20 protein-coding genes are annotated in these 22,909 nt (G+C 63.8%); 11 read left to right on the top strand and 9 right to left on the bottom strand.

The genetic code is table 11. From position 1 onward, the window contains the following. Window positions 1–66: 66 nt before the first annotated feature. The 3 genes from mnmE to VOM14_RS17400 all read left to right on the top strand — a co-directional run bounded on the left by mnmE (window position 67) and on the right by VOM14_RS17400 (window position 3,231). Entirely contained in the window at window positions 67–1,461 is a 1,395-nt protein-coding gene (mnmE, locus tag VOM14_RS17390; RefSeq protein ID WP_327629968.1) for a tRNA uridine-5-carboxymethylaminomethyl(34) synthesis GTPase MnmE, read from the top strand. Window positions 1,462–1,635: 174 nt separating this feature from the next. After that, window positions 1,636–2,847: a tyrosine-type recombinase/integrase gene (locus VOM14_RS17395; RefSeq protein ID WP_327629969.1), complete on the top strand. Its 1,212-nt coding sequence runs from the start codon at window positions 1,636–1,638 to the stop codon at window positions 2,845–2,847. Between the two features lie 222 nt (window positions 2,848–3,069). Then, window positions 3,070–3,231, top strand: coding sequence for a hypothetical protein (locus VOM14_RS17400; RefSeq protein WP_327629970.1), 162 nt, complete (start codon window positions 3,070–3,072; stop codon window positions 3,229–3,231). Between the two features lie 99 nt (window positions 3,232–3,330). Here VOM14_RS17400 and VOM14_RS17405 read toward each other — a convergent pair whose 3' ends face one another. Further along, complete coding sequence (locus VOM14_RS17405) at window positions 3,331–3,654, bottom strand: ecotin precursor (RefSeq protein ID WP_327629971.1); 324 nt, start codon at window positions 3,652–3,654, stop codon at window positions 3,331–3,333. Between the two features lie 124 nt (window positions 3,655–3,778). After that, window positions 3,779–6,529 carry an alpha-ketoglutarate dehydrogenase gene (gene mdeB / locus VOM14_RS17410; protein WP_327629972.1) on the bottom strand — a complete coding sequence of 917 codons (2,751 nt, stop codon included), beginning with the start codon at window positions 6,527–6,529 and terminating at the stop codon, window positions 3,779–3,781. A 152-nt stretch (window positions 6,530–6,681) separates the two neighbouring features. On the opposite strand from mdeB, the gene VOM14_RS17415 reads away from it, so the two are divergent. Both VOM14_RS17415 and VOM14_RS17420 read left to right on the top strand, forming a co-directional pair. Continuing rightward, entirely contained in the window at window positions 6,682–7,209 is a 528-nt protein-coding gene (locus tag VOM14_RS17415; protein ID WP_327629973.1) for an Lrp/AsnC family transcriptional regulator, read from the top strand. Between the two features lie 100 nt (window positions 7,210–7,309). Continuing rightward, window positions 7,310–7,735 (top strand): HIT family protein, encoded by a 426-nt coding sequence (locus VOM14_RS17420; RefSeq protein ID WP_327629974.1) that lies wholly within the window; start codon window positions 7,310–7,312, stop codon window positions 7,733–7,735. Window positions 7,736–7,763: 28 nt separating this feature from the next. On the opposite strand, the gene VOM14_RS17425 is transcribed toward VOM14_RS17420, so the two are convergent. Continuing rightward, window positions 7,764–7,943 carry a hypothetical protein gene (locus tag VOM14_RS17425; RefSeq protein ID WP_327629975.1) on the bottom strand — a complete coding sequence of 60 codons (180 nt, stop codon included), beginning with the start codon at window positions 7,941–7,943 and terminating at the stop codon, window positions 7,764–7,766. A 500-nt stretch (window positions 7,944–8,443) separates the two neighbouring features. On the opposite strand from VOM14_RS17425, the gene sap1 reads away from it, so the two are divergent. Next, complete coding sequence (gene sap1, locus VOM14_RS17430) at window positions 8,444–8,782, top strand: surface attachment protein Sap1 (RefSeq protein WP_327629976.1); 339 nt, start codon at window positions 8,444–8,446, stop codon at window positions 8,780–8,782. A gap of 244 nt (window positions 8,783–9,026) precedes the next feature. On the opposite strand, the gene VOM14_RS17435 is transcribed toward sap1, so the two are convergent. The 5 genes from VOM14_RS17435 to VOM14_RS17455 all read right to left on the bottom strand — a co-directional run bounded on the left by VOM14_RS17435 (window position 9,027) and on the right by VOM14_RS17455 (window position 16,167). Further along, window positions 9,027–10,760 carry an IlvD/Edd family dehydratase gene (locus tag VOM14_RS17435; protein ID WP_327629977.1) on the bottom strand — a complete coding sequence of 578 codons (1,734 nt, stop codon included), beginning with the start codon at window positions 10,758–10,760 and terminating at the stop codon, window positions 9,027–9,029. A 45-nt stretch (window positions 10,761–10,805) separates the two neighbouring features. Then, window positions 10,806–11,810, bottom strand: coding sequence for an L-arabinose ABC transporter permease AraH (gene araH, locus VOM14_RS17440; protein WP_327629978.1), 1,005 nt, complete (start codon window positions 11,808–11,810; stop codon window positions 10,806–10,808). 107 nt (window positions 11,811–11,917) lie between these two features. Further along, window positions 11,918–13,501, bottom strand: coding sequence for an L-arabinose ABC transporter ATP-binding protein AraG (araG, locus tag VOM14_RS17445; protein WP_327629979.1), 1,584 nt, complete (start codon window positions 13,499–13,501; stop codon window positions 11,918–11,920). A gap of 80 nt (window positions 13,502–13,581) precedes the next feature. Then, window positions 13,582–14,586: an arabinose ABC transporter substrate-binding protein gene (locus VOM14_RS17450; protein ID WP_327629980.1), complete on the bottom strand. Its 1,005-nt coding sequence runs from the start codon at window positions 14,584–14,586 to the stop codon at window positions 13,582–13,584. Window positions 14,587–14,718: 132 nt separating this feature from the next. Continuing rightward, complete coding sequence (locus VOM14_RS17455) at window positions 14,719–16,167, bottom strand: aldehyde dehydrogenase family protein (RefSeq protein ID WP_327629981.1); 1,449 nt, start codon at window positions 16,165–16,167, stop codon at window positions 14,719–14,721. A gap of 148 nt (window positions 16,168–16,315) precedes the next feature. Between VOM14_RS17455 and VOM14_RS17460 the strand changes: the two genes are divergently transcribed. Together VOM14_RS17460 and VOM14_RS17465 are read left to right on the top strand one after the other, a co-directional pair. Further along, window positions 16,316–17,293: a LysR family transcriptional regulator gene (locus VOM14_RS17460; RefSeq protein WP_327629982.1), complete on the top strand. Its 978-nt coding sequence runs from the start codon at window positions 16,316–16,318 to the stop codon at window positions 17,291–17,293. 143 nt (window positions 17,294–17,436) lie between these two features. Then, on the top strand, window positions 17,437–17,991 hold the full coding sequence (locus tag VOM14_RS17465; protein ID WP_327629983.1) for a YaeQ family protein: 555 nt from the start codon (window positions 17,437–17,439) through the stop codon (window positions 17,989–17,991). Between the two features lie 24 nt (window positions 17,992–18,015). On the opposite strand, the gene VOM14_RS17470 is transcribed toward VOM14_RS17465, so the two are convergent. Beyond that, complete coding sequence (locus VOM14_RS17470) at window positions 18,016–18,441, bottom strand: VOC family protein (protein ID WP_327629984.1); 426 nt, start codon at window positions 18,439–18,441, stop codon at window positions 18,016–18,018. A gap of 424 nt (window positions 18,442–18,865) precedes the next feature. Between VOM14_RS17470 and ada the strand changes: the two genes are divergently transcribed. The 3 genes from ada to gshA all read left to right on the top strand — a co-directional run bounded on the left by ada (window position 18,866) and on the right by gshA (window position 22,798). Further along, a complete protein-coding gene (ada, locus tag VOM14_RS17475) occupies window positions 18,866–20,023 on the top strand; it encodes a bifunctional DNA-binding transcriptional regulator/O6-methylguanine-DNA methyltransferase Ada (RefSeq protein WP_327629985.1) in 1,158 nt (385 codons plus the stop codon). Beyond that, window positions 20,020–20,937 carry a DNA-3-methyladenine glycosylase family protein gene (locus VOM14_RS17480; protein WP_327629986.1) on the top strand — a complete coding sequence of 306 codons (918 nt, stop codon included), beginning with the start codon at window positions 20,020–20,022 and terminating at the stop codon, window positions 20,935–20,937. Before ada ends, VOM14_RS17480 begins: the two co-directional genes overlap by 4 nt. 244 nt (window positions 20,938–21,181) lie before the next feature. Next, window positions 21,182–22,798, top strand: coding sequence for a glutamate--cysteine ligase (gene gshA, locus VOM14_RS17485; RefSeq protein WP_327629987.1), 1,617 nt, complete (start codon window positions 21,182–21,184; stop codon window positions 22,796–22,798). The last annotated feature ends 111 nt before the right edge of the window (window positions 22,799–22,909 follow it).

The raw sequence follows: 22,909 nt of genomic DNA on the forward strand, positions 1-22,909 counted from the left end.
ATGCCCGGCGCCGCTAAGACGTCCGCGCCGCCCTGCCCTTCTCTCCCGTTTTTTGCCGCCTCTTTCATGTTGACCACCGATTCAGATCCGATCGTCGCCATTGCCACCGCGTCCGGCCGCGGAGGCATCGGGGTCGTGCGAATTTCGTTTGGACGCGCGGGCGAGGCTGCCACGCAACCGCTGATGCAGGCGCTCGCCGGCCAGGCGCTCGCCCCGCGCCACGCGAGCTACGTGCCCTTCCTCGACGACAGCGGCAACGCGCTCGATCGCGGCATCGCGCTGTACTTTCCCGCGCCGCATTCCTATACCGGCGAACACGTGCTCGAACTGCAAGGACATGGCGGTCCGGTCGTGCTGCAACTGGTGTTGCAACGCTGCATCGATGCCGGCCGCGCGTTCGGTCTGCGCCTCGCCGAGCCGGGCGAATTCACGCGCCGCGCGTTCCTCAACGACAAGCTGGACCTGGCGCAAGCCGAAGCCGTCGCCGATCTGATCGAGGCGAGCACCGAGGCGGCCGCGCGCTCGGCGGGCCGTTCGCTCGACGGCGCGTTTTCGCGCGACATCCACGCATTGGTGGAGGACGTGATCACGCTGCGCATGCTGGTCGAAGCGACGCTCGATTTCCCCGAAGAGGAGATCGACTTTCTCGAAGCCGCCGATGCACGCGGCAAGCTCGCCCGCATTCGCGAGCGTCTTGCGCACGTGCTGAGCGAGGCGCGGCAGGGCGCGCTGCTACGCGAGGGTTTGTCGGTCGTGCTGGCGGGACAGCCGAACGTCGGCAAATCGTCGCTGTTGAATGCACTCGCGGGCGCGGAGCTTGCCATCGTCACGCCGATTGCCGGCACGACGCGCGACAAGGTCGCGCAGACCATCCAGATCGAAGGGATTCCGCTGCATGTGATCGACACCGCCGGCTTGCGCGACACCGAAGACGAAGTCGAGAAGATCGGCATTGCTCGCACGTGGAGCGAGATCGAGCGCGCGGACGTGGTGCTGCATCTGCTGGATGCGCGCACCGGCATGACCGCGGAAGACGAGACCATCGCGAAACGCTTCCCCGCGGGCGTGCCGGTCGTGCGCGTGCTGAACAAGACGGACCTGGTCGGTCTTCCGCCCGAAACCAATGCGCTCGACGCGGACCTCGATCTCAGCGAAGTGCGGCTCTCGGCGAAACAGGGCGACGGCGTGAGCCTCTTGCGCGACGAGCTGCTGCGCATCGCCGGCTGGCAAGCGGGCGCGGAGAGCGTCTACCTGGCGCGCGAGCGTCATCTGATTGCATTGCGCACAGCACAGGAGCATCTCGCGACGGCCGCCGCTCACGCTGATCAGAACTCGCAGGCGCTGGATCTTTTCGCCGAAGAACTGCGGCTCGCGCAGGATCAGCTCAATTCGATCACGGGCGAGTTCAGTTCGGACGATCTGCTCGGAGTGATTTTTAGCAGGTTTTGTATTGGCAAGTGACGCGGCAGTCGTGAGCTACCGAAAAAAGCCAGTGGTTGGATCATTCGTCGGAATATGGCGATCATGCAGCGAGCCGCCAGATCAGTTCAGGCAGACCTAAATCGCTGCAATTTGTTGGTACACAATGGCGAGACCGTTTAAACTCGCGCTGTCCCCGTACCTGCACTCTCCAGCATGCCCCGCCTAGCCGTTCCCCTCACCGAATCCCGGATCCGCGCGCTTGAACCGCGCGCGGCCCGTTACTGCGTCGCCGATGGTAACGGCCTCGTCATCGAAGTCATGACGACCGGCACCAAGATCTGGCGCTTCCGCTACTCGCTAAACGGCAAACGCCAGCCGCTCGCAACCATTGGCGACTACCGGATGATTTCGCTGCGGGTCGCGCGTGCCAAGGCGCAGAAATACGCGGACATGGTCGCGCAAGGCGTTTCGCCGGTCGCCACCGCGCGGCGCGACCGTGGCGCGGAAGCGAAGGCCGACGTTTTGCGCGAAGCCGCCGAGCTTTATATGGCGAGCGAAATGGCCGGCAAGTCGGACGAGTACCGCCGCACAACCCGGCGCGCGCTCGACAAGGACGTGTTGCCCGCCATCGGCGGCATGGCGATCAAGGCGGTGACCGCAGAAGACGTGCTCGCCGTCTGCGAGCGAATCAAAAGCCGCGGCTCGCCGAAAATGGCGCTGCATACGCGCAACGTCATCAAGCGCCTTTATGAGTATCTGATCGCGCGGCAACTCGCGCCCAGCAATCCCGCCGAAGTCGTGCCGGCGCGCTCCCTCGCCACGTTCGAGAGCCGCACGCGCGTGCTTTCCGGCGACGAGATCGGCGCGGTGCTGCATGCGATCGAAGCATCGAGCATTCGCCGGCCCCTTAAGCTCGCGCTGCATCTGCTGGTGCTGACGATGGTGCGCAAATCCGATCTCGTCGAATCGACATGGGACGAGTTCAACCTCGACAACGCGTCGTGGTGCATTCCGGCCGCGCGCGTGAAGAAGGACGCGGATCAGCTCGTCTTCCTGTCGCAGCAGGCCGTGACGATGCTGCGCGAGCTGCACCGCACGCGGGCCAGCCGGACGTTCGTGTTCCCGAGCGTGCGCGGCGACGACCGGCCGATTGCGAAAAGCACCTTGAACCAGGCGGTCAAGGCGCTCGGCCTGGAAGTCGAGCATTTCGTGCTGCACGACTTCCGCCGAACGGCATCGACGCATCTGCGCGAGATCGCGGATTCTGCACAACGGGACAAAACTTCAGTGCGAACGCGCCAAAACAGATCCGAGAAAGCGCTTGCGAACGGTGATGCCGAACAGCGCCGAATCTCGCAGCGCTGGGCGGACTTCGTCGAAGCCCAGCTTGACGCGGCGCGCAAGCGCGCCGGCAGCGAAAGGTGAGTTCAGCGGCGAAGCTATGCATGGATTTATTGGTACACAACGACAAGCAGGTACGCAGCAAGTCACTGCTTCATAACGATAAATAACCTAGCATAAGAGGTTACTAAACAGCACCTCCAAACCTTGGCCGCCCGACCGCGCCGCTGCGTCACGCGGCGCTTTTTTCCTGCAGTCCATCGCCTACACTGGAGCAACGACGCAACCTTTTGCATGGAGGCTGCCATGTCCGAGTCGTTGATGGCCTACCTGCTCGGGCCGACCGTGATGGTGCTGGTCGGCGCGGCAATCTGGGCGGCGTCCCGCTACCACCACAAGGCGGGACCACAAAAGCTCGAGCGCTGGCTCGATACGCATTACGCCGAGTGGCTGCATCACAAGCACTGATCAGCACTTAGCGGCGCCCAAATGAAAAGGCCGTCGCGTTCACTGCGACGGCCTTTTTGTCTGTAGCGACAGCGCGCCGCCTCGGCGCGCCTGCGCGTCTTACCATCTCGGCGCGGGCTCCGGATAGCCGTATTGCTGCGGCGGCGCTCCGCACGGCACATACGCGCGCTCGTATCGGTCGTAGCAATATCCTGGCGGCGGGCCGTCATAAACGGGCGCGGGCTGATAGGCCGGCTGGGCGTACATGGGCTGCTGGTAGGCCACCACCGGCGCGGGATTCAATACCGATGTCACCACCGCGCCCAACACCGCGCCGCCGATCAGCGCGCCGACCACGTCGCCGCCGTCATGACCATGAGCCGACGCTTGTCCGGCGACGCCCAAGCTGCCCACCATCGTTAACGCCACTGCAATCTTTTTCATGTTTCGCTCCCGCCGTTGAGGCATGGAACGAATTGTCGGGCATGCGCGCGGAAATAGATGCTGCAAGTGGTAACGACGCATTACCTATGTAACGTCCGCAGAAGACCGCGCGTGCAAGCGCGCTTCAGCATTGCCACGGGGCGGCGCTGAGCGGCGCGTCGCCGTAATACTTTCGACGCGCGTCGCCGAGCACGCGCGCGTCGACGGCGCCCTCGTCCGCCAGCGCTTTCAACGCCGCCATCGCGATCGCCTTGCGGTCCACCTCGAAGAATTCGCGCAACGCCTGACGGGTGTCGCTGCGGCCGAAGCCGTCGGTGCCGAGCGTCACGTAGCGGCGCGGCACATAGGCGCGAATCAGCTCCGGCACGGCGCGAACGTAATCCGTGGCCGCGACGACCGGACCTTGCGATGCCGCGAGCGCCCGCGTGACGTACGGCGCCTCCGAAGCGGCCTCCGAACGCCCGCCGTGGCGCGCGCGCCGCTCGGCCGCCATACCGTCGCGCTGCAATTCGGTGAAGCTCGTCACGCTCCACACCGCCGCCTCGATCTGCCAGTCGTCTTTGAGCAGACGCTGCGCGGCGATCACTTCACCGAGAATCGCGCCGGCGCCGAGCAGTTGAATCTGCGCGCGCGCCGCTTCTTCGGCATTTGGCGTCAGCGAATAAATGCCCTTCAGAATGCCCTCGCGCATGCCCGCGAGCTCGCCGCCGCGCACGGAAGGCTGCGCGTAGTTCTCGTTCATCACCGTGACGTAGTAGAAGACATCGCGCTGCGCTTCGACCATCTCGCGCATTCCTTCGTCGACGATCGCCGCGAGTTCATATGCGAACGCGGGATCGTAGGCGCGGCAATTCGGGATCGTCGATGCCGCCAGGTGGCTCGTGCCGTCCTGATGCTGCAAGCCCTCGCCGCCGAGCGTCGTCTTGCCGGAGGTCGCGCCGATCAGGAAGCCGCGAGCGCGCTGGTCCGCCGCCGCCCAGATCAGATCGCCAATACGCTGAAAACCGAACATCGAGTAGTAGATGTAGAACGGCAGCATCGGCAGATCGTGGACGCTGTACGACGTGGCCGCCGCGATCCACGACGACACCGCGCCCGCCTCCGAAATGCCCTCCTCCAGAATCTGGCCTTGCGTGTCCTCGCGGTAATACAGCATCGAGCCGAGGTCTTCGGGCTCGTACAACTGGCCGAGCGGCGAATAGATGCCGACCTGGCGGAACATGTTCGCCATGCCGAAGGTGCGCGCCTCGTCGGCGACGATCGGCACCACGCGCGGGCCGACCTGGGCGTCCTTCAGCAGCGCGGTCAGCATGCGCACGAGCGCCATCGTCGTGGACATCTCGCGGCCGTTGGAATCCAGCGCGAACTGGCTCCAGGAGGACATCGGCGGGACGATCAGCCCTTCCGATGCAACTCTCCGCCTTCTGGGCAGATAGCCTCCGAGAGCGGCCCGGCGCGCATGCAGGTAATGCATTTCCGGGCTCTCTTCCGCGGGTTTGTAGAACTTCAGCTGTTCGACGTCGGCGTCCGTGAGCGGCAGGCGGAAGCGGTCGCGAAACGCCTTGAGGTCGTCGAAATCGAGCTTCTTCTGTTGATGCGTGGTCATGCGGCCCTGCCCGGCGGTGCCCATGCCGAAGCCCTTCATCGTCTTCGCGAGAATCACGGTCGGCTGGCCGCGATGCGCGAGCGCTTTCGCGTAAGCGGCGTGCAGTTTGCGCACGTCGTGACCGCCGCGGCGCAGGCGGTCGATGTCCTCGTCGCTCAATTGCGCGGCGAGCGCGGCCAGCTCCGGGTTCTGGCCGAAGAAGCGTTCGCGGTTGTAAGCGCCGTCATTCGCCGAGAAAGTCTGGAACTGGCCGTCGACGGTGTGCGCGAACGCCCGCAGTAACGCGCCGCTGCGGTCGCGCGAAAACAGCGCGTCCCAGTCCGAGCCCCAGATCACCTTGATCACGTTCCAGCCGGCGCCGACGAAATGCGCCTCCAGTTCGTCGATGATCCGGCCATTGCTGCGCACCGGACCGTCGAGCCGCTGCAAATTGCAGTTGATTACGAACACGAGATTGTCGAGCCTTTCGCGCGCGGCGAGCGAAAGCGCGCCGGTCGATTCGGGCTCGTCCATTTCGCCGTCGCCGAAAAAGCCCCACACCTTGCGGCCGGCCGTTTGCGCGAGGCCGCGATTCGCGAGGTAACGCATGAAGCGCGCTTGATAAATCGCGTTGATCGGACCGATGCCCATCGAGCCGGTCGGAAACTGCCAGAAGTCCGGCATCAGCCAGGGATGCGGATACGAGCACAGGCCAGGACCGCCGATTTCGCGCCGGTAATGCTCCAGATTCTCTTCGGACAGGAAGCCTTCGAGATAGGCCCGCGCATACACGCCAGGCGAAGAATGCGGCTGGAAATACACGAGATCGCCCGTGCCCTCGCCCGCTTGCGTGCCCGGCGCCGACGCGCGGAAGAAATGGTTGAAGCCGACCTCGAACAGATCCGCCGCCGACGCGTAGCTCGCGATATGTCCGCCGAGTTCGCCGTACGCCCGGTTCGCGCGCACGACCATCGCGAGCGCGTTCCAGCGCAGCGCCGCGGCAAGCCGCTCTTCGATTTCGAGATTGCCCGGATAGCGCGGCTGATCCGCGAACGCAATCGTGTTGCGATATGGCGTGACGTTGGTGCGCGCCGATTCGACGCCGAGCGACAGCGCGTGGCTCGCGAGCTTGTCGAACAGAAATTGCGCGCGCTCGCGGCCCACGTGTTCGACGACCGCGTCGAGCGCCTCCAGCCACTCGGCGGTCTCCTGCGGATCGGCGTCTGCCGGTTCGGCGCGCCCGGCACCCAGAGACCGCACCTGCTCGTTACCGCTGGACAAATCCGTCATGGCACCACTCCCGCATCGAGGCGTTCGGTTCAAGATCGAGTGAGTCAATGGTACTTGCGAGTCCACAAAATGAGCGTCTCATTTGCTTGCGATCTCACACTGAGATAGGCTATTTATTCCGGATTTTGCTTCGCCCACGGAATATTTCGACTATGACCACCCCGACCAGACGGCTCGACCGCATCGACATCGGCATTCTGAGCCAGTTGCAGCAGAACGCGCGCATCACCAACGCCGATCTGGCGCGCTCGGTGAATCTGTCGCCCACGCCGTGCTTCAACCGCGTGCGCGCGCTCGAAAAACTCGGTCTCTTCAAGCAGCAGGTCACGCTGCTGAACCCGGAGCCGCTTGGGTTGCGCATCAACGTGTTCATTCAGGTGAGTCTGGAAAAACAGGTGGAAGACGCGCTGCTGCGCTTCGAGCAGGCCATTTCGGAGCGACCCGAGGTGATGGAGTGCTATCTGATGACAGGCGACGCCGACTATCTGCTGCGCGTCGTGATGCCGGACATGCAGACGCTGGAGCGCTTCATCGTCGATCATCTGACAAAGATTCCGGGCATTTCCAATATCCGTTCGAGCTTCGCGCTCAAGCAGGTGCGCTACAAGACGGCGCTGCCGTTGCCGTCGTCGGGACTGACGCTGACCGACCCGGACGATGTCGCGACCGACTGGCACTGACGCGTGCTCAGGCACGCCGCGCTGTAACAGATCTGCGGGACAATAGCCGCCAAAGCGGCCTTTCCATCCCTGACCAGCCTGCAATCAGGAGCAAAGCACGATGAGCTACGACAACAACAATCCCTTCGCGAAGATTCTGCGCGGCGAATTACCCTGCATCAAAGTGGCGGAAACCGACGCGGCGCTCGCCTTCATGGATCTGATGCCGCAGGCCGACGGCCACTTGCTGGTGGTGCCGAAAGAAGCGGTCGCGGAGATTTTCGATTTGTCGGATGCGGCGACCATTGCGTGCATGCGCATGACGCAGAAGCTCGCCGTTGCAGTGCGCGGGGCGTTGCGTCCGGACGGCGTGTTCATCGGTCAATTCAATGGCGCGGCTGCCGGGCAGACGGTACCGCACGTGCACTTTCACGTCATTCCGCGCTGGGAAGGCCAGCCGCTGCGCATGCACGCCCGCGACGTCGCCGATGCGGACACGCTGGAGGCGCTCGCCAAACGCATTCGCGCGTATTGGCGAGCGGACTGAGGCGCGGCGAAGGCAGTCAAGCCGCGCGTTACAACCGATGCCGCGAACGGCGCAGCGGATGGCGCCAGTCCATGCGCCGCGGCTTCGCGTGCAGCGGATGCATGTCGTGCAGATGCCGGTGTTCCTGCCACAATTCGTCGGAGAAAAGGAACGCGACGATCAGCAGAGGAAGGACGAGAAACACGCCCAATATCAGGTTCTCCATCACGATGGCCTCCGTTCGCACGAGCTTGATTTGAATTGTAGAGCACCGCACGTACCCGGCTCGCGGCTATCGGGTGAATCGCCCCGCCGCATCGCGACAGGCGCTGTCTGGCATTCTTTATCTTCTGCATCTGCACCGTTATTTCATGGCTTTGTTTCAACTGCCGAAATGACTTTGTGTGCGATGCACCAAGCTCGATATACGTTGTATTAAATCGCTTAAATTGAGTATGGCGTTTACGCGGATATGCCTCGCAAACCGTTACGGGCTAATGAGCCGCGTGCGGCCGGTCTTTTAGTGATCCCTTCGAAATCCAGATGTTTCGCGTGCTGCCTAACGTTTAGGCAGGTGCGGCGCACACTGCGACAATTCGCCGCTGTTGCGACCGCACACAAGTTGTGCTTGTTGTTCCTGCGCGTTCTCCTAAAGTGCAAGTTGCGGGTTAGACGTTGAAGTTAAATACATAGCTAACCTGAGCAATTGGCCCGCACCGGAGGATCAAAATGAAAACTCGAATCGCCCTTGTTTTCGCCATTGCAAGTTTGGCTGCCGCAAGCGTTCAGGCACAAGACGCCTTGATCAAACCGCAGCAGACCATTCAGTTCAAGGCCAACGCGTATGGCTGTCTGTCGAAAGACAAACTCGACGCCGCCGACGTGCACGCGCAAGCGGGTGAACAGCAAAAAATGCAGGAATTCTTCTCCGGATACCAATGCGTTTCGACGCCAGAAAATTCGAGCTTCCGCGTGGTGCGCGTGGTCGGCCACGACATCGAGTTTGTGAATGCGGCGAATAGCGACACGCAGGGCCTTTGGGCGAATGATCGGTTCATCAAGCAATAACATCGTAAAACGCTAAGTGCGCAATCTCCGGCTTTTAAACGCCGGAGAGGGTGAAGTTGCGATTAAAGAAGTCGGTTGGACATTGTGAATGTCGCGCCGATTTTTTTATTGGCGGACGTAAAGCGCATTGGCGCGGCCCGCAAATAAAAAAGCCGATGCGGTGATGTCGATCCGCATCGGCAGTACGCCTTCTCGCAAAGCGCAGGGAACAACCGTTCGAGCCGCCGGCGCGGCGGCTCGCCGTTCAGTGCGAATCGCGCGGCACGGGCGCGCCGCTCGATCCGACCAGGAAATCGAGATCCGCGCCCTGATCGGCTTGCAGCACGTGTTCGACGTAAAGCTTGTAGTAGCCGCGCTTCGGCGACTCGGGCGCCTGCCATGCGGCGCGCCGTCGCGCGAGTTCGTCGTCGGTGACGTCGAGGTGCAGGCGCCGCGCCTCGACGTCGAGTTCGATCATGTCGCCCGTCTGCACGAACGCGAGCGGGCCGCCCGCGGCCGCTTCCGGCGACACGTGCAGCACCACCGCGCCGTACGCCGTGCCGCTCATGCGTCCATCGGAAATGCGCACCATGTCCGTGATGCCTTTTTGCAGCACCTTTTTCGGCAGCGGCATATTGCCCACTTCCGCGAAGCCCGGATAACCCTTCGGCCCGGCGCCCTTGAGCACCATGATGCAGTTTTCGTCGATGTCGAGCGACTCGTCGTCGATCTTCGCGTGCAGTTCCTCGATGTTCTCGAACACGACCGCGCGTCCGCGATGCTTCAACAACTGCGCGGTCGCCGCCGACGGCTTGATCACCGCGCCGTTCGGCGCGAGATTGCCCTTGAGCACCGCGATGCCCGCCTTCGGCTTGAACGGCTCGGCGAACGTGGTGATGACTTTCTCGTCGTGATTCGGCGCGTTGCGCACGTTGTCCCAGATCGTTTTACCGTTGACGGTCAGCGCCTCGCGATGCAGCAGACCTTGCTCGCCGAGTTGCTTCAGCACCGCCGGCAAGCCGCCTGCGTAGTAAAAATCTTCCATCAGGTATTCGCCCGACGGCTGCAGGTTCACGAGACACGGCACGTCCGAGCCAAGCTCCCAGTCTTCCAGCGAAAGCTCCACGCCGATACGCTTCGCGAGCGCGATCAGATGCACGACCGCATTGGTCGAGCCGCCAATCGCCGCGTTCGTGCGGATCGCGTTTTCGAACGCCTGGCGCGTGAGAATCTTGTCCATCGTCAGATCCTCGCGAACCATGTCGACGATGCGCCGTCCGGCCAGATGCGCGAGCACCTGTCGGCGCGCATCCACGGCGGGAATCGCCGCGTTGTGCGGCAGGCCCATGCCGAGCGATTCGACCATCGAGGCCATCGTCGACGCCGTGCCCATCGTCATGCAATGGCCGCGCGAGCGGTTCATGCACGACTCGGCTTCGGTGAATTCCTCCTGCGTCATCGAACCGGCGCGCACTTCCTCGGACATTTGCCAAACGCCCGTGCCCGAGCCGATGTGTTTGCCGCGGAACCGGCCGTTGAGCATCGGCCCGCCCGACACCGCGAGCGACGGCAGATTGCACGACGCCGCGCCCATCAGCAGCGCGGGCGTGGTCTTATCGCAGCCGACGAGCAGAATCACGCCGTCCATCGGATTGCCGCGAATCGATTCCTCGACGTCCATCGAAGCGAGGTTGCGAAACAGCATGGCCGTGGGCCGCAAATTGGTTTCGCCGAGCGACATCACCGGAAATTCGAGCGGCAGGCCGCCGGCCTCATGCACGCCTTTTTTCACGTATTCGGCGAGTTCGCGGAAGTGCGCGTTGCACGGCGTGAGTTCCGACCACGTATTGCAGATGCCGATCACGGGACGTCCGTCGAATTCGTCGTGCGGAATGCCCTGGTTTTTCATCCACGAGCGGTGCAGAAAACCGTCGCGGTCCTTGAGGCCGAACCACGCCTGGCTGCGTAGCGGCTTTTTAGTCTGGTTGGAATCAGCCATGAAATCTCCTGTTGGCAAACATGTAAGAGCGCGCGATCGGCGGGTTCAGTGCACGCGCTTGCTGCGGCGGAACTGGTCGAACAGCACCGCGAGCAGCAGAATCCCGCCGCGAATCAGGTATTGATAAAAGGTCGGCACGTTCATCAGGCTCATCGCGTCCTGCACGGAACCCATGATCAGGACGCCCACCAGCACGCCGGAAATCGTCGCGACGCCGCCCGTCAACGACACGCCGCCGAGCACGCACGCGGAAATCACGCCGAGTTCGAGACCGACCGACGTTTTCGGATCGCCCAAACTCATCCGCGACGCAAGCATCACGCCTGCAAAACCGGTCACGAGACCTTGCAGCACGAACACCGTGATCTTGATGCGCGTGACCGGCAAACCGGCCAGCAAGGCGGCCTCGCTATTGCCGCCGACGGCCAGCACGTTCTTGCCGAACACCGTTTTCTTCAGCAGAAAACCGAACAGCACGAAGCCGACGATGTTGCTCCAGATCGGATACGAAATGCCGAGGAACGAGCCGCCGCCGAGATCGAAGAAGCGCTCTTCCGAGATCATCACCGCATCGCCGTTCGACGTGATGTACGCAAGGCCGCGCACGACTTCCATCATCGCGAGCGTGACGATCAGCGAGTTGATCTTGTAGCGCGCGACCAGCACGCCGTTCACCAGTCCGACCGCGCCGCCCGCGAGCACGCCGGCGGCGACGCCGAGCAGCACGCTATGAGTCGCGGTGATCAGCGTGGAGGCCACGACGCCCGCGAACGCCACAATCGACGCCACCGAAAGATCCACTTCGCCGAGTGCGAGCACGAACATCATCGTGACGGAGATCGACCCGATCAGCGTGACGGAAAGCAGCAGGCCCTGAATGTTTCGCGAGCTGAGAAAGTCGGGCACGGTGAACGACAGCGCGGCGAACAGGATGATGAACACCATCACGATGCCGGACTTGTTGATCAGATCCCAGGTGCGCGCGGCGCGCGCGCTCAAACCCGCGGAGGCGACGGCTGGCGTGGAGGAGTCGGTTGAAGGTGTATGCATGATGTGTGTTCCGTTTCAATGCCGTTCTTCGATTCGACGGCGCGATTCAGTGGCCTTCGTATGGTCGGGGCGGTTCGGCGTCAGGTCGGTTCGGTTGGCGTGCGGCGTCAGCGGGGCAGCGCGAGCTTGATGAGCGCATCCGGCGTGGCCTGCGCTTTCGGCAGGTCGCCCACGAGGCGGCCTTCCTTCATCACGATCACGCGATCCGTCACGCCGATCACTTCGGCGAGATCGCTCGACACGACGATCACCGTGCGTCCCGCCTCGGCGAGCCCATACAGCAGCCCGTAAATTTCGCTGCGCGCGCCGACGTCGATGCCGCGCGTGGGCTCGTCCATCAGAAACACGTCGATGTCTTCCGCGAGCCAGCGCGACAGAATCACCTTCTGCTGATTGCCGCCCGAGAGCGTGCCGATCGGCGTCTCGCCATTGCGCGTCTTGATCGAGAGCTTGCCGATGAACTCTTTGGCGGTTTGCGCTTCCTTGCGTCGGTTGAGCACGTTGAAGCGGCTGAAATGCCGGCGGCAACTGATGTTCAGATTGTCCGAAACCGAAGCGATCGACACGATGCCTTCCTGCTTGCGATCTTCCGGACAGAGCGCGACGCCCGCGCGCACGGCGTCGCGCGGCGTGGCGAAGCGCACCGGCTTGCCTTTGAGCGCGATCTCGCCGGCGGTGGGTTTCACCGCGCCGTAGATCAGCTTCATCAACTCCGAGCGCCCCGCGCCGACGAGCCCGAAAAAGCCGACTATCTCGCCTTTGCGCGCCGTGAACGAGGCCGGCTCGCGCAGCCCGAGACCCATCAGTTCCTTGATGTCGAGTTGCACCTCGCCGAGTTCGCGCGTGCGATAGCCGTACACGTCGGCGATCGAGCGGCCCACCATGCAGCTGATCAGCCGATCGCGATCGAGACCCGCGCCGGCATCGAATGTGTCGATGCGGCGGCCGTCGCGAAACACGGTCACGCGATCGCACAGTTCATAGACTTCATCCATGCGATGCGTCACGTAGATAATCGCGCGGCCCTCGGCTCTCAACGCGCGAATGATCCGGAACAGTTGCGTGGTTTCGCGCGACGACAGCGAACTGGTCGGTTCGTCGAAAGCAATCACGCGCGCGTCGCGCATCAGCGCCTTGCCGATCTCGATCATCTGCCGCTGACCGATCGACAGATTCTTCACCTGTTGCGACGGGTCGATCTTTTCGCCGAGCCGTTCGAGTTCGCGCACCGCGCGCGCGACCAAGGCCTTTTCGTCGAGCACGCCGAAACGATTCGGCAGCGCGCCGAGCATCAGGTTTTCCGCGACCGTCAGTTCCGGCACCAGATGCAATTCCTGATAGATGATCGCCACGCCCGCTGCAATCGCCGCCTTGGTCGTGGCGAACTGCTGCTCGACGCCATCGAGCGACAAGGTGCCCGCCGCCGGCTGATTCACGCCGGACAGCACCTTGAGCAGCGTGGACTTGCCCGCGCCGTTTTCGCCCATCAGGCCGTGCACTTCGCCGCGCCGCACTTCGAGCGACACCTGGTCGAGCGCGAGCACGCCGGGAAAGCGCACGGTGATGCCGTCGAGTTGCAGATACGACGCGCGGGAAGACTCGCTGGAAACAAGCGCAGGCGAGGGCGCTTGCACCCGGCCGCCCGCCTCGCCGATTGCGCGCGAAGAAGACGCAGTGTGTGAAGACGTCATCAAAAGAGCCTCAAGGGTGGACAAGCTGGGCGGGCCGCGCTTCGATCGGCGCGGGCCGCCGCGTACAAGCTCGAGCGCGCTTAAATGCCAAGTTCTTTACGCACGTCCTGCCAGTTGCTGCGCACCATCAGCTTGCCGGTGGTTTGCGTGTCGGCGGGCGGCTGCTTGCCTTCCTTGATCCATTCGACGAGGTTTTCCGTGCTGTCGCGGCCGTGCATCGTCGAGCTGACGGCGATCGTGCCGTAGAAGCCCGTCGGCTCTTTTTTCTGAAACTCGGCAAACGCCTCGCCCGCACCGTTGATGCCGACGCCGATCACATCCGCTGCCGGAATGTGCAACTGCTCGGTGGCGCGCACCCCGCCCAGCACGCTTTCTTCGTTGAGCGCGAAGATCACCCACTTCTTGATATTCGGATGCTGCGCCAGCACCGGCGACGATGCGTTGAAGCCGCCTTCGTCATCGGTCGTCTTTTGCGGGGCGTCGAAAATGTTTTCCTTCTTGAAGCCGCCGGCGAGCAGCGTTTGCGTCGCGCCATCGGTGCGCAGCTTGGCCGTCGGCAATTCGTAGTTCGTAATGCGCAGCGCGCCGACTTCTTCCGGCTTCCAGCCGCGCCGTTTCATTTCCTCGGAGATCGCCGTGCCGACCTGATTGCCGATCTTGAACGCGGACATGCCCAGATGCGGCACGTTAGGCAGCGGCTTGCCGCTGGAGTCGACCAGTTGATCGTCGACGGTGACGAACTTCATGTTGTAGCGCTTCGCGCGCGCCTGAATCGCCGGTCCGAGACGCACGTCGGGCGCGCAGATCACGAAGCCCTTCGCGCCTTGCGCGCCGAGGTTGTCGATGGCGGACAGCACTTTTTCGCCGTCCGGCGTGCCGATATTCACCACCGAAAAGCCGTCCTTCTGACCGAGCGCGGTCGCGGCTTTCTGTTCGTTGATGAACCACGCCTGCTCCGGCATCTTCACGAGAAAGCCGACTTTGAGCGGCTGATCCGCGTGCGCGGAAAGTTGCATGGCGAACGGCGCGGCGAGCGCGGCGGCGGCCATCGCGGTGAGCGTCAATCGGCGAAGCTTGTTGGTCATGTCTGTCTCCTGAGGTTGAAAAAGCTGCATTGATTTCGTTTATGTGCAGCATGGCGATACGGCGGCGCTACCCGGGTCGTAAGAACAGGTTGGCTGTCGAACAGGCGGCCGCGTGAAGAGGTGTCGTCACCATCAGCTCGCGACGTAAGCCGTTTTCACGGCGGTCCAGAAAGCGGCGTCGGCCGAGCCATACGCGGAGGACTTGCGCCCGCCGCCCGGCGCGTGGTGCTCGACTGCCGTGGTCGGCAGATTGATCGTGACGAGGCCGCTATGCACGTGGCGGCGGAAGTGCCGCGCGCGGGCGAGCGAGCGTGTGCAGATGCCCGCGCACAACCCGTACGCGGAGTCGTTCGCGAGATGCAGCGCGTGGTCGTAGTCGTCGGCGCGCAGCACGACCGCGAGCGGACCGAAGATTTCTTCGCGCGCAATGCGATGCTCGGATTCGCCCATGAACAGCGCCGGCTCGAAGAAGTAGCCGCGCGTCGCGCGTTCGAGCCGTCGTCCGCCGTGGAGCAATTGCGCGCCTTCCTGCTCGCCGATGCGCACGTAGTCGAGATTGCGTTCGAGCTGCGCGGCGTTGGCGACCGGGCCCATGTCCGTGCCGTGCTTCAGCGCGTGATCGACGGTGAGCTTGGCGAGTCTCGCCTGCAACGCGTCGACGAACGGCTCGAACACTGCGCGTTCGACCACGAGCCGCGCCGCCGCCGTGCTGCGTTGTCCGGTCGAGCCGTAGGCGCCGGTCAAGGCGGCATCGACGGCGCTGTCCAGATCGGCATCCGCCAGCACTACGAACGGATTCTTGCCGCCCATCTCCAGTTGCACGCGCGCCTGGCGGGCCGCGGCGGCCTGCAACACGCGCGTGCCCGTTTCCGCCGAGCCGCTGAAGCTGATGGCCGCGACAAGCGGATGCGCGACGATGCGCGCGCCGACCTGCCGGCCGCTGCCCATCATCAGATTGAAAACGCCTGCGGGCAAACCCGCGCGGCTCACGATGGATGCCAGCGCCGCGGCGCAAGCCGGAGTCGATTCAGCCGGCTTGAACACGACGCAGTTGCCGTGCGCCAGCGCCGCCCCGATTCTGGCCGCGGCGATGGCGAGCGGCGCGCTCCACGGCGTGATGATGCCGACCACACCGAGCGGCTCGCGTGTCATGTCGATTTCGACGCCCGCGCGCGCCGACGCGACCGGCTCGGCATATGCGCGCTGGGCGTCGGCGGCGAGCAGTTTGAAAGTCTGGCCGGCGCGCGTGGCTTCGGCCAGCGCTTCGTGCAAGGTCTTGCCGACCTCCCGCGCGAGCAGACGGCCAAGCTCGTAGCGGCGCGCGAGTATTTCGCTGCCGATCGCGTCGAGCGCGTCCGCGCGGCGCTGCGCGGAACTCGCCGACCACTCGTCAAAGGCGGCGTTCGCCGCTTCGATCGCGCTATCGGTTTGCCGGACGTCGGCGCGAACATATTCGCCGACGGGGTCGTCCAGATCCGACGGATTCAGCGAGACGCCCGTGGTCGCGCCCGTCTGCCAGCCGCCATTGATGTAATGGCGCAGCGGACTCGCAACGAGCGGGATGAGCGGATCTCGGTTCATCGACGAAGGGCGACATGAGAGGCTGAAAGTCCACGAATGGTATGAGCCGGCCCAATAACTTTCCAATCCCTTTTTCGGCTATCCCGATAACAATTCCGGTATGGCATGATTGAAGCCATTCGGCGCAACAAGCGGGGAGACAGAAGCCATGACGCGTAGCTACTCGAACTGGTTCGTGCGGGCGCGGCTCAAGACGCGGCAGTTGCTGCTGCTCGCGGCCATGGAGGAAGAGGGCAACGTGCGGCGCGCCGCCGACGTGCTCGGCATGACGCAGCCGGCGGCTTCGCGTCTGTTGAAGGAGCTGGAGGACATGCTGGGCGTGAGCCTCTTCGACCGCACGCCGCACGGCATGCATGCGACGCTCTACGGCGAAGTGATGATCCGTCACGCGCGCATGGTGCTGTCCAATCTGAGCCACGCGCACGACGAAATCTCGGCGCTGCGCGCCGGCCTCGCGGGGCAGGTGCGCATCGGCGTGATTGCGGCGGCGGCCGCGACGATGGTGCCGCGCGCGGTCGCCAACGTGAAGGAGCGCTATCCGCAGCTGCAGATCTGGGCCGAAGTCGAAACCTCCGATGTGATGCTGCCGCGGCTCGCCGAGGGCGAACTCGACATCATGATCGGCCGCGTGCTCGAACGGCAGAACCAGTTCAAGGAAGACGTGCGTTATGAACCGCTCGCCGACGAGCCGCTCTGCGTGGTCGCGCGTCCTGGACATCCTCTCGAAAATGAGACAGGTTTGACGCTTCGCGGGATCGTCAACGCAAGCTGGGTTTTGCATCCGCCGGGCAGCGTTTTGCGGCATCGTTTCGATCTGATGTTTTCGCAAATCGGCTTGAATCCGCCGCAAAACGTGGTCAATACCAACAATTTTCTGGCCATTTCGAGCCTGCTGCTTCAGAGCGACATGTTGGCGGTTTTACCCGACGAAGTGGCGCGGCAGTACCAACAGTACGGTGTGTTAAAGCGTATGCCGATCGATTTACCGTGCAGAATGGATACATTCGGTATCATCACGCGCCAGTCGCATCTGCTTTCTCCGGCGGCCTCGGTGGTGCTCGACGCGCTACGAGAGGCGGCGGGCGAGGTCTACGGCGCGCCTTCGGAGCCGATCATGGCTCGATAAATGCTTCTTCCCGTCTATGAGATGGCCGGTAAACGGCGCGGGAGGGACGCAAAATGTACAACAAACACGGTAGACGGCAGCGCGCTGTCGACGACTCATTTTCCGTTCGCTCCGCAGGGGCGAGCGTCTGGTTTAACAACGGCATGGCTCTCAAATCGACGATTTACAAGGCAGAACTGCAGATTGCCAACATGGACCGGCACTATTACGCCGATCATTCGCTCACCATCGCGCGTCATCCGTCGGAAACCGACGAACGGATGATGGTCCGCGTCGCCGCCTTCGCGCTGTTCGCGCAGGAACGGCTCGAATTCTGCAAAGGTTTGTCGGATGTCGACGAGCCGGACCTCTGGCAAAAGGATCTGACCGGCGCGATCGAAACGTGGATCGAAGTCGGGCAGCCCGACGAGCGGCGCATCGCGAAGGCAAGCGGGCGCTCGAACGACGTGATCGTGATCGCCTACGGTGGCCGCGCTTCGGACATCTGGTGGCAGGGCGTGCGTAATAAGGTCGAGCGCATGCGCAATGTGACGGTGTGGTCGCTCGGCGAGAGCGTCGCGGCGGACCTCGGCTCGCTCGCCGAACGCACGATGCGGCTGCAATGCACCGTGCAGGACGGCGAAGCCTGGCTCGGCAGCGCCGACGCCGATGCCGTGAAAATCGAGTGGACGGTGCTCAAGGAGCCTGCGGGCGCCTGAAGTTCGCCGCCCGCGCAACGACGTTCAGATCGACGTCACGCGCGCCGCTTCCGGCGGCCCTTTGAGTTCGACCATATTGCCTTCCGGGTCGAACAGATACAGCGACGGCCCATAGCCGTCCGCGCCATAGCGCAGCGCCTGCTCGCCGAGCCGCGCGCCGTGTTCCGTGAGATGCGCCTTGAGCCCCTCGGCGTCGAAAGGTTCGACGCGCAGACACACGTGATCCATGTTCCGTCCCGCGCCGGGCACGCCGTTTTCGGCGTGATCGAGCTTCGCGCCGACCTGCAACAGGTCGATCAGCGAGCGCCCCGCACGCAATTGCGTGAGACCCAGTTCGCGCTGCTCTTTCTCCAAACTGCAACCAAGCACATCGCAATAAAAGCGCGCCATGGTTTCGACGTTCGACGCCCGAATCACCACGTGATCGATCTCGCGGATATGAATCTTCATATGGAACGGCTCCAAGTGTCCGGCTTGCGAAACGGTTGAACAGCCAGTTTAGAAGATAGAAGAAAGCGGAGCTTGGGAGCGCGACGAAATCGTCCGATGAGGAGCAACAGGGGTCGGATGCAGAATGTACAGACGAAAAAAAGCCCGCTCTATGTGGAGCGGGCTGAATCCATATCAGGAGGAGACATGGAGGAGACAAGTACTAATATACACACCCGTCTGGTGCGACGCAATAACTTTTTAAGGGAAAACCCGATATCGTGCGAAATTGTCGCATCGTGAGGCAAAACGGGCAGTGGGCGGGGCGTCCAGCGGGCCGCTGACCTGCGGAGACCCGCAATGACACAGCAAGAACCGGAGCGTACTGTGTACGCATGCGGCTTAAATTAGGGAGCATCGACAGCTTCTATCCGGGACCATCATCATGAACCGCAACCTCCACTCCACGGAAATCGGCACGCTCGGTGAATCCGCCGCTTGGCATTCCGACGACGAGCGCTGGGAAGCTGTCACGCGCCGCGATCCGCAGGCCGACGGCGAATTTTTCTACGGCGTGAAGACGACAGGTGTGTTCTGCCGCCCGTCGTGTGCTTCGCGGCAGCCGCGTCGCGAGAACGTGGCTTTTTTCACCAGCGCCGACGCCGCGCGTGCCGCGGGCTTCCGCGATTGCAAGCGCTGTCAGCCGGGCGGCTTGCCGCGCGAACTCGACATCGTGAACCGTGCTTGCGCCGCGCTCGACGCCGATCCGCAACAGCGTCTCACGCTCGCGCAACTCAGCGACGCCGTGCATGTCAGCCCATTCCATCTTCAGCGCCTGTTCAAGCGCGTGGTGGGCGTGTCACCGCGTCAGTACCAGGCCGCGCAGCGCGGTGCCGCCTTGCGCGACGCGCTCAAGCGCGGCGCGGACGTCACGCGCGCCACGCTCGACGCCGGCTTCAATTCGCCTTCGCGGATGTACGACAGCGCATCGGCGGAATTGGGCATGGCGCCGTCCGCGTATCGCCGCAAGGGCGCAGGGCTCACGGTGCGCTACGCGAGCGCGCCGACGTCGCTCGGCTTTGTGCTCGTGGCCACCACGGACAAAGGCATCTGCAAGCTCGGTTTCGGCGACGACGCCGCGTATCTCGTCGACGAACTGCGCGGTGAATTCGCCAATGCGGATCTGCTCGAAGATCCGCAGCGGCTCGCGCCGTTCATCGCGCAGATCGACGCGTATCTGCGTGGCACGCGCCAGGACTTCGATCTGCCGCTCGACATCGCCGCGACGGCCTTCCGGCAACGCGTGTGGGACGCGCTGCGGCGCATTCCGTACGGCGAGACGCGCAGCTACACGGACATCGCCGAAGCGGTCGGCGCGCCGCGTGCCGTGCGCGCGGTGGCGAGCGCCTGCGCGACGAATCCGGTCGCGCTGGCCATTCCGTGCCATCGCGTCGTGCAAAAAGGCGGGGCGCTGGCCGGATATCGCTGGGGTTTGCCGCGCAAGGCCGCGCTGCTCGATAACGAGGCGCAACACGCCCGCGCCATTTCATCCGATGAACCCGGCCGCACGCCTGCGGCCACCAAACTGGACCACGCCGCGTGAGCACGCTTGACGACGTCGCAACCCTGGAATTGCCTTATAAACCGCCATTCGACTGGCCGCGTCTGCTGCGCTTTTTCAGCGGACGCGCGACACCAGGCGTCGAGACCGTGGAAGAGGGCGCGTATCGTCGCGCGATCGAATGGACGGGCGACAGCGGCACGCTCAGCGTGCGCCAGCATCCACGCAAGCGGTGTCTTGTCGCGAGCATAGAAGGCCCGGTGAGCCGTCACGCCGACGCGCTCGCCGCGCCGATTGCAAAAATGTTCGATCTGCACGCCGATCCGAAGAAGATCGGCGCCGATCTCGCCTGTGACCCGTGGCTCGCGCCGCTGATCGACGCCGCGCCAGGCTTGCGCGTACCCGGCGCGTGGTCGGGCTTCGAACTGGTGGTGCGCGCGATCGTCGGCCAGCAGGTCAGCGTGAAGGCCGCGACCACGATCATCGGGCGCCTCGTGCAGCGCGGGGGCGAGCGGATCGACGGGCATCCGCATGAGAACACGGCGTGGCGTTTTCCGACGCCGGAGGCGCTCGCGAGCATCGATCTCGCGCAGATCGGCATGCCGGGCAAGCGCGTGGCGGCGTTGCAGGGTTTTGCGCGGGCTGTCGCGACGGGCGACGTGCCGCTCGACAGCGCCGCCGCCGACGCCACGAGCCTGCGCGCCGCGTTGCTCGCTTTGCCCGGCATCGGCCCGTGGACTGTCGAATATGTCGCGATGCGCGCGTGGCGCGATGCCGACGCGTGGCCTGCGTGGGATCTCGTGCTGATGCAGTCGATCTGCGCGCGCGATCCGTCGCTCGCGCGGCCCGCGCAGCAACGCACGCGAACCGACGCGTGGCGGCCTTGGCGCGCTTACGCCGCGATGCATCTGTGGAATGAGGTGGCGGATCGGGCGGGCGCGGCGCGCGGCGGTTGAGTTCGCGCGCACTTCAGAATCCACGAAAAATCCCGCCGGAATCTTCTGGTCACAACCGCGTTTTCGTCGTCGAAACAGACGGGCAAGCGGGCCGGCACAGCCCGCCGAAGCGGCCTCAAGCAGGCCCCGTGGCGAGATGTTAAAGTGCCCGCTACTGAAAAATTTGCCGAACGTTGTCGTCAGCGCCATGCTCGCCCGCGAGCGGCGAAGGCGCATGCCGGCCGACAACGCCCGACTCGCATCAATGCCAAACACCACATCATCCCGCACGACCGACGCGTTCTTGCACCGCCTGTCCGTGCTGAGTTCGGGCCCGCAGCGCGACGCGCTGATTCGCGGCCTGCGCGGCATCGAAAGGGAAAGCCTGCGCGTGACGCGCGACGGCCAGCTCGCCTTGACGCCGCATCCGCGCGCGCTCGGTTCGGCGCTCACGCATCCGTCGCTCACCACCGACTATTCCGAAGCGCTGCTCGAACTGATCACGCCGGCTGAAGAAGACGTCGCCGTCACGCTCGACAAGCTCGACACGCTGCATCGTTTTGTCTACACGAAACTCGGCGACGAAATCCTGTGGAACAACTCGATGCCCGGCCTGCTGCCCGACACGGACGAAGGCATTCCGATCGCGAACTACGGCACGTCGAATATCGGCAAGCTCAAGTACGTGTACCGGATCGGCCTTGCGCTGCGCTATGGCCGCACCATGCAGTGCATCGCGGGCATCCACTACAACTATTCGCTGAACGAAGAAGTGTGGCGGCTCCTGCATGCCGATCAGCAATCCGCGGCGAACGCCGTCGATTTCCAGTCCGACCGCTATCTCGCGCTGATCCGCAACTTCCGCCGCACCAACTGGCTGCTGATGTACCTGTTCGGCGCGTCGCCGGCGCTCGACCGCCGCTTCCTGCGCGGGCGCAAACATACGCTCGAGACTTTCGACGCCGACACGTTGTACCGTCCCTACGCGACGAGTCTGCGTATGAGCGATCTCGGCTACTCGAACACGACCGGACAAGCCGCGCTGCACGCGGACTACGACACGCTGCCCGGCTATCTCGACGCACTCGCGAAGGCCGTCAGTCAGCCGTATCCCGCATATGAGGCGATCGGCACGCAGCGCGACGGCGAGTGGGTGCAGATCAACACGAATGTGCTGCAGATCGAAAACGAGTTTTACTCGACGATCCGCCCGAAGCGCGTCACGTATCCCGGTGAGCGTCCGCTGCATGCGCTCGCCGCGCGCGGCGTGCAATACGTCGAAGTGCGTTGCATGGACATCGACCCGTTCGAGCCCATGGGCATTTCGCTTGAGACGTCGCGCTTTCTCGACGCGTATTTGCTGGTCTGCGCGCTCGACGACAGCGCGCCGCTGCCGCCGCCCGCTTATGCCGAAGCCAACCAGAACTTCGCGCGCGTGACGACCGAAGGGCGCAAGCCCGGTCTCGAACTGACACGCGACGGCCACGCGCTCGCCATGACCGAATGGGCCGACGAGCTGTTCGTCAAGATCGAAGCCGCGGCGGCCGCGCTCGACGCATTGCACGGTGGCGACGCGCACGCGCGATCGGCGGCGGTTCAGCGCGCGAAGCTGGCCGATGTCTCGTTGACGCCGTCCTCACGCGTGCTGCAAGTGCTGCGCGACAAGCAGCAAAGCTTCCTGCAATTCGGTCTGGAGCAAAGCGAGGCGCACGCCGCGTATTTCCGCGCGCATCCGCTTCCGGCGGACGAGGCGCGGCAGTTTGCGGATCTCGCCGCGCAATCGCTCGACGAACAGGCGAAGCTCGAACGCGAGGAAATCGGCTCATTCGATGCCTTCGTCGCCGCTTACCGTGCGTACACGTTGAACCGTTTTAGCGTGTAGGCGCAACGGCTCACGCGTTCGCAGAAAGGAAAGCGGCCCATGTGGCCGCTTTTTGTTGCGCGCCGCTGCGCAGGTAACGGCTACGCCGCCATGCAGCGGGCATCGGCCGCA

This window comes from Paraburkholderia sp. MPAMCS5, from assembly GCF_036016995.1.
Lineage (GTDB): Bacteria > Pseudomonadota > Gammaproteobacteria > Burkholderiales > Burkholderiaceae > Paraburkholderia.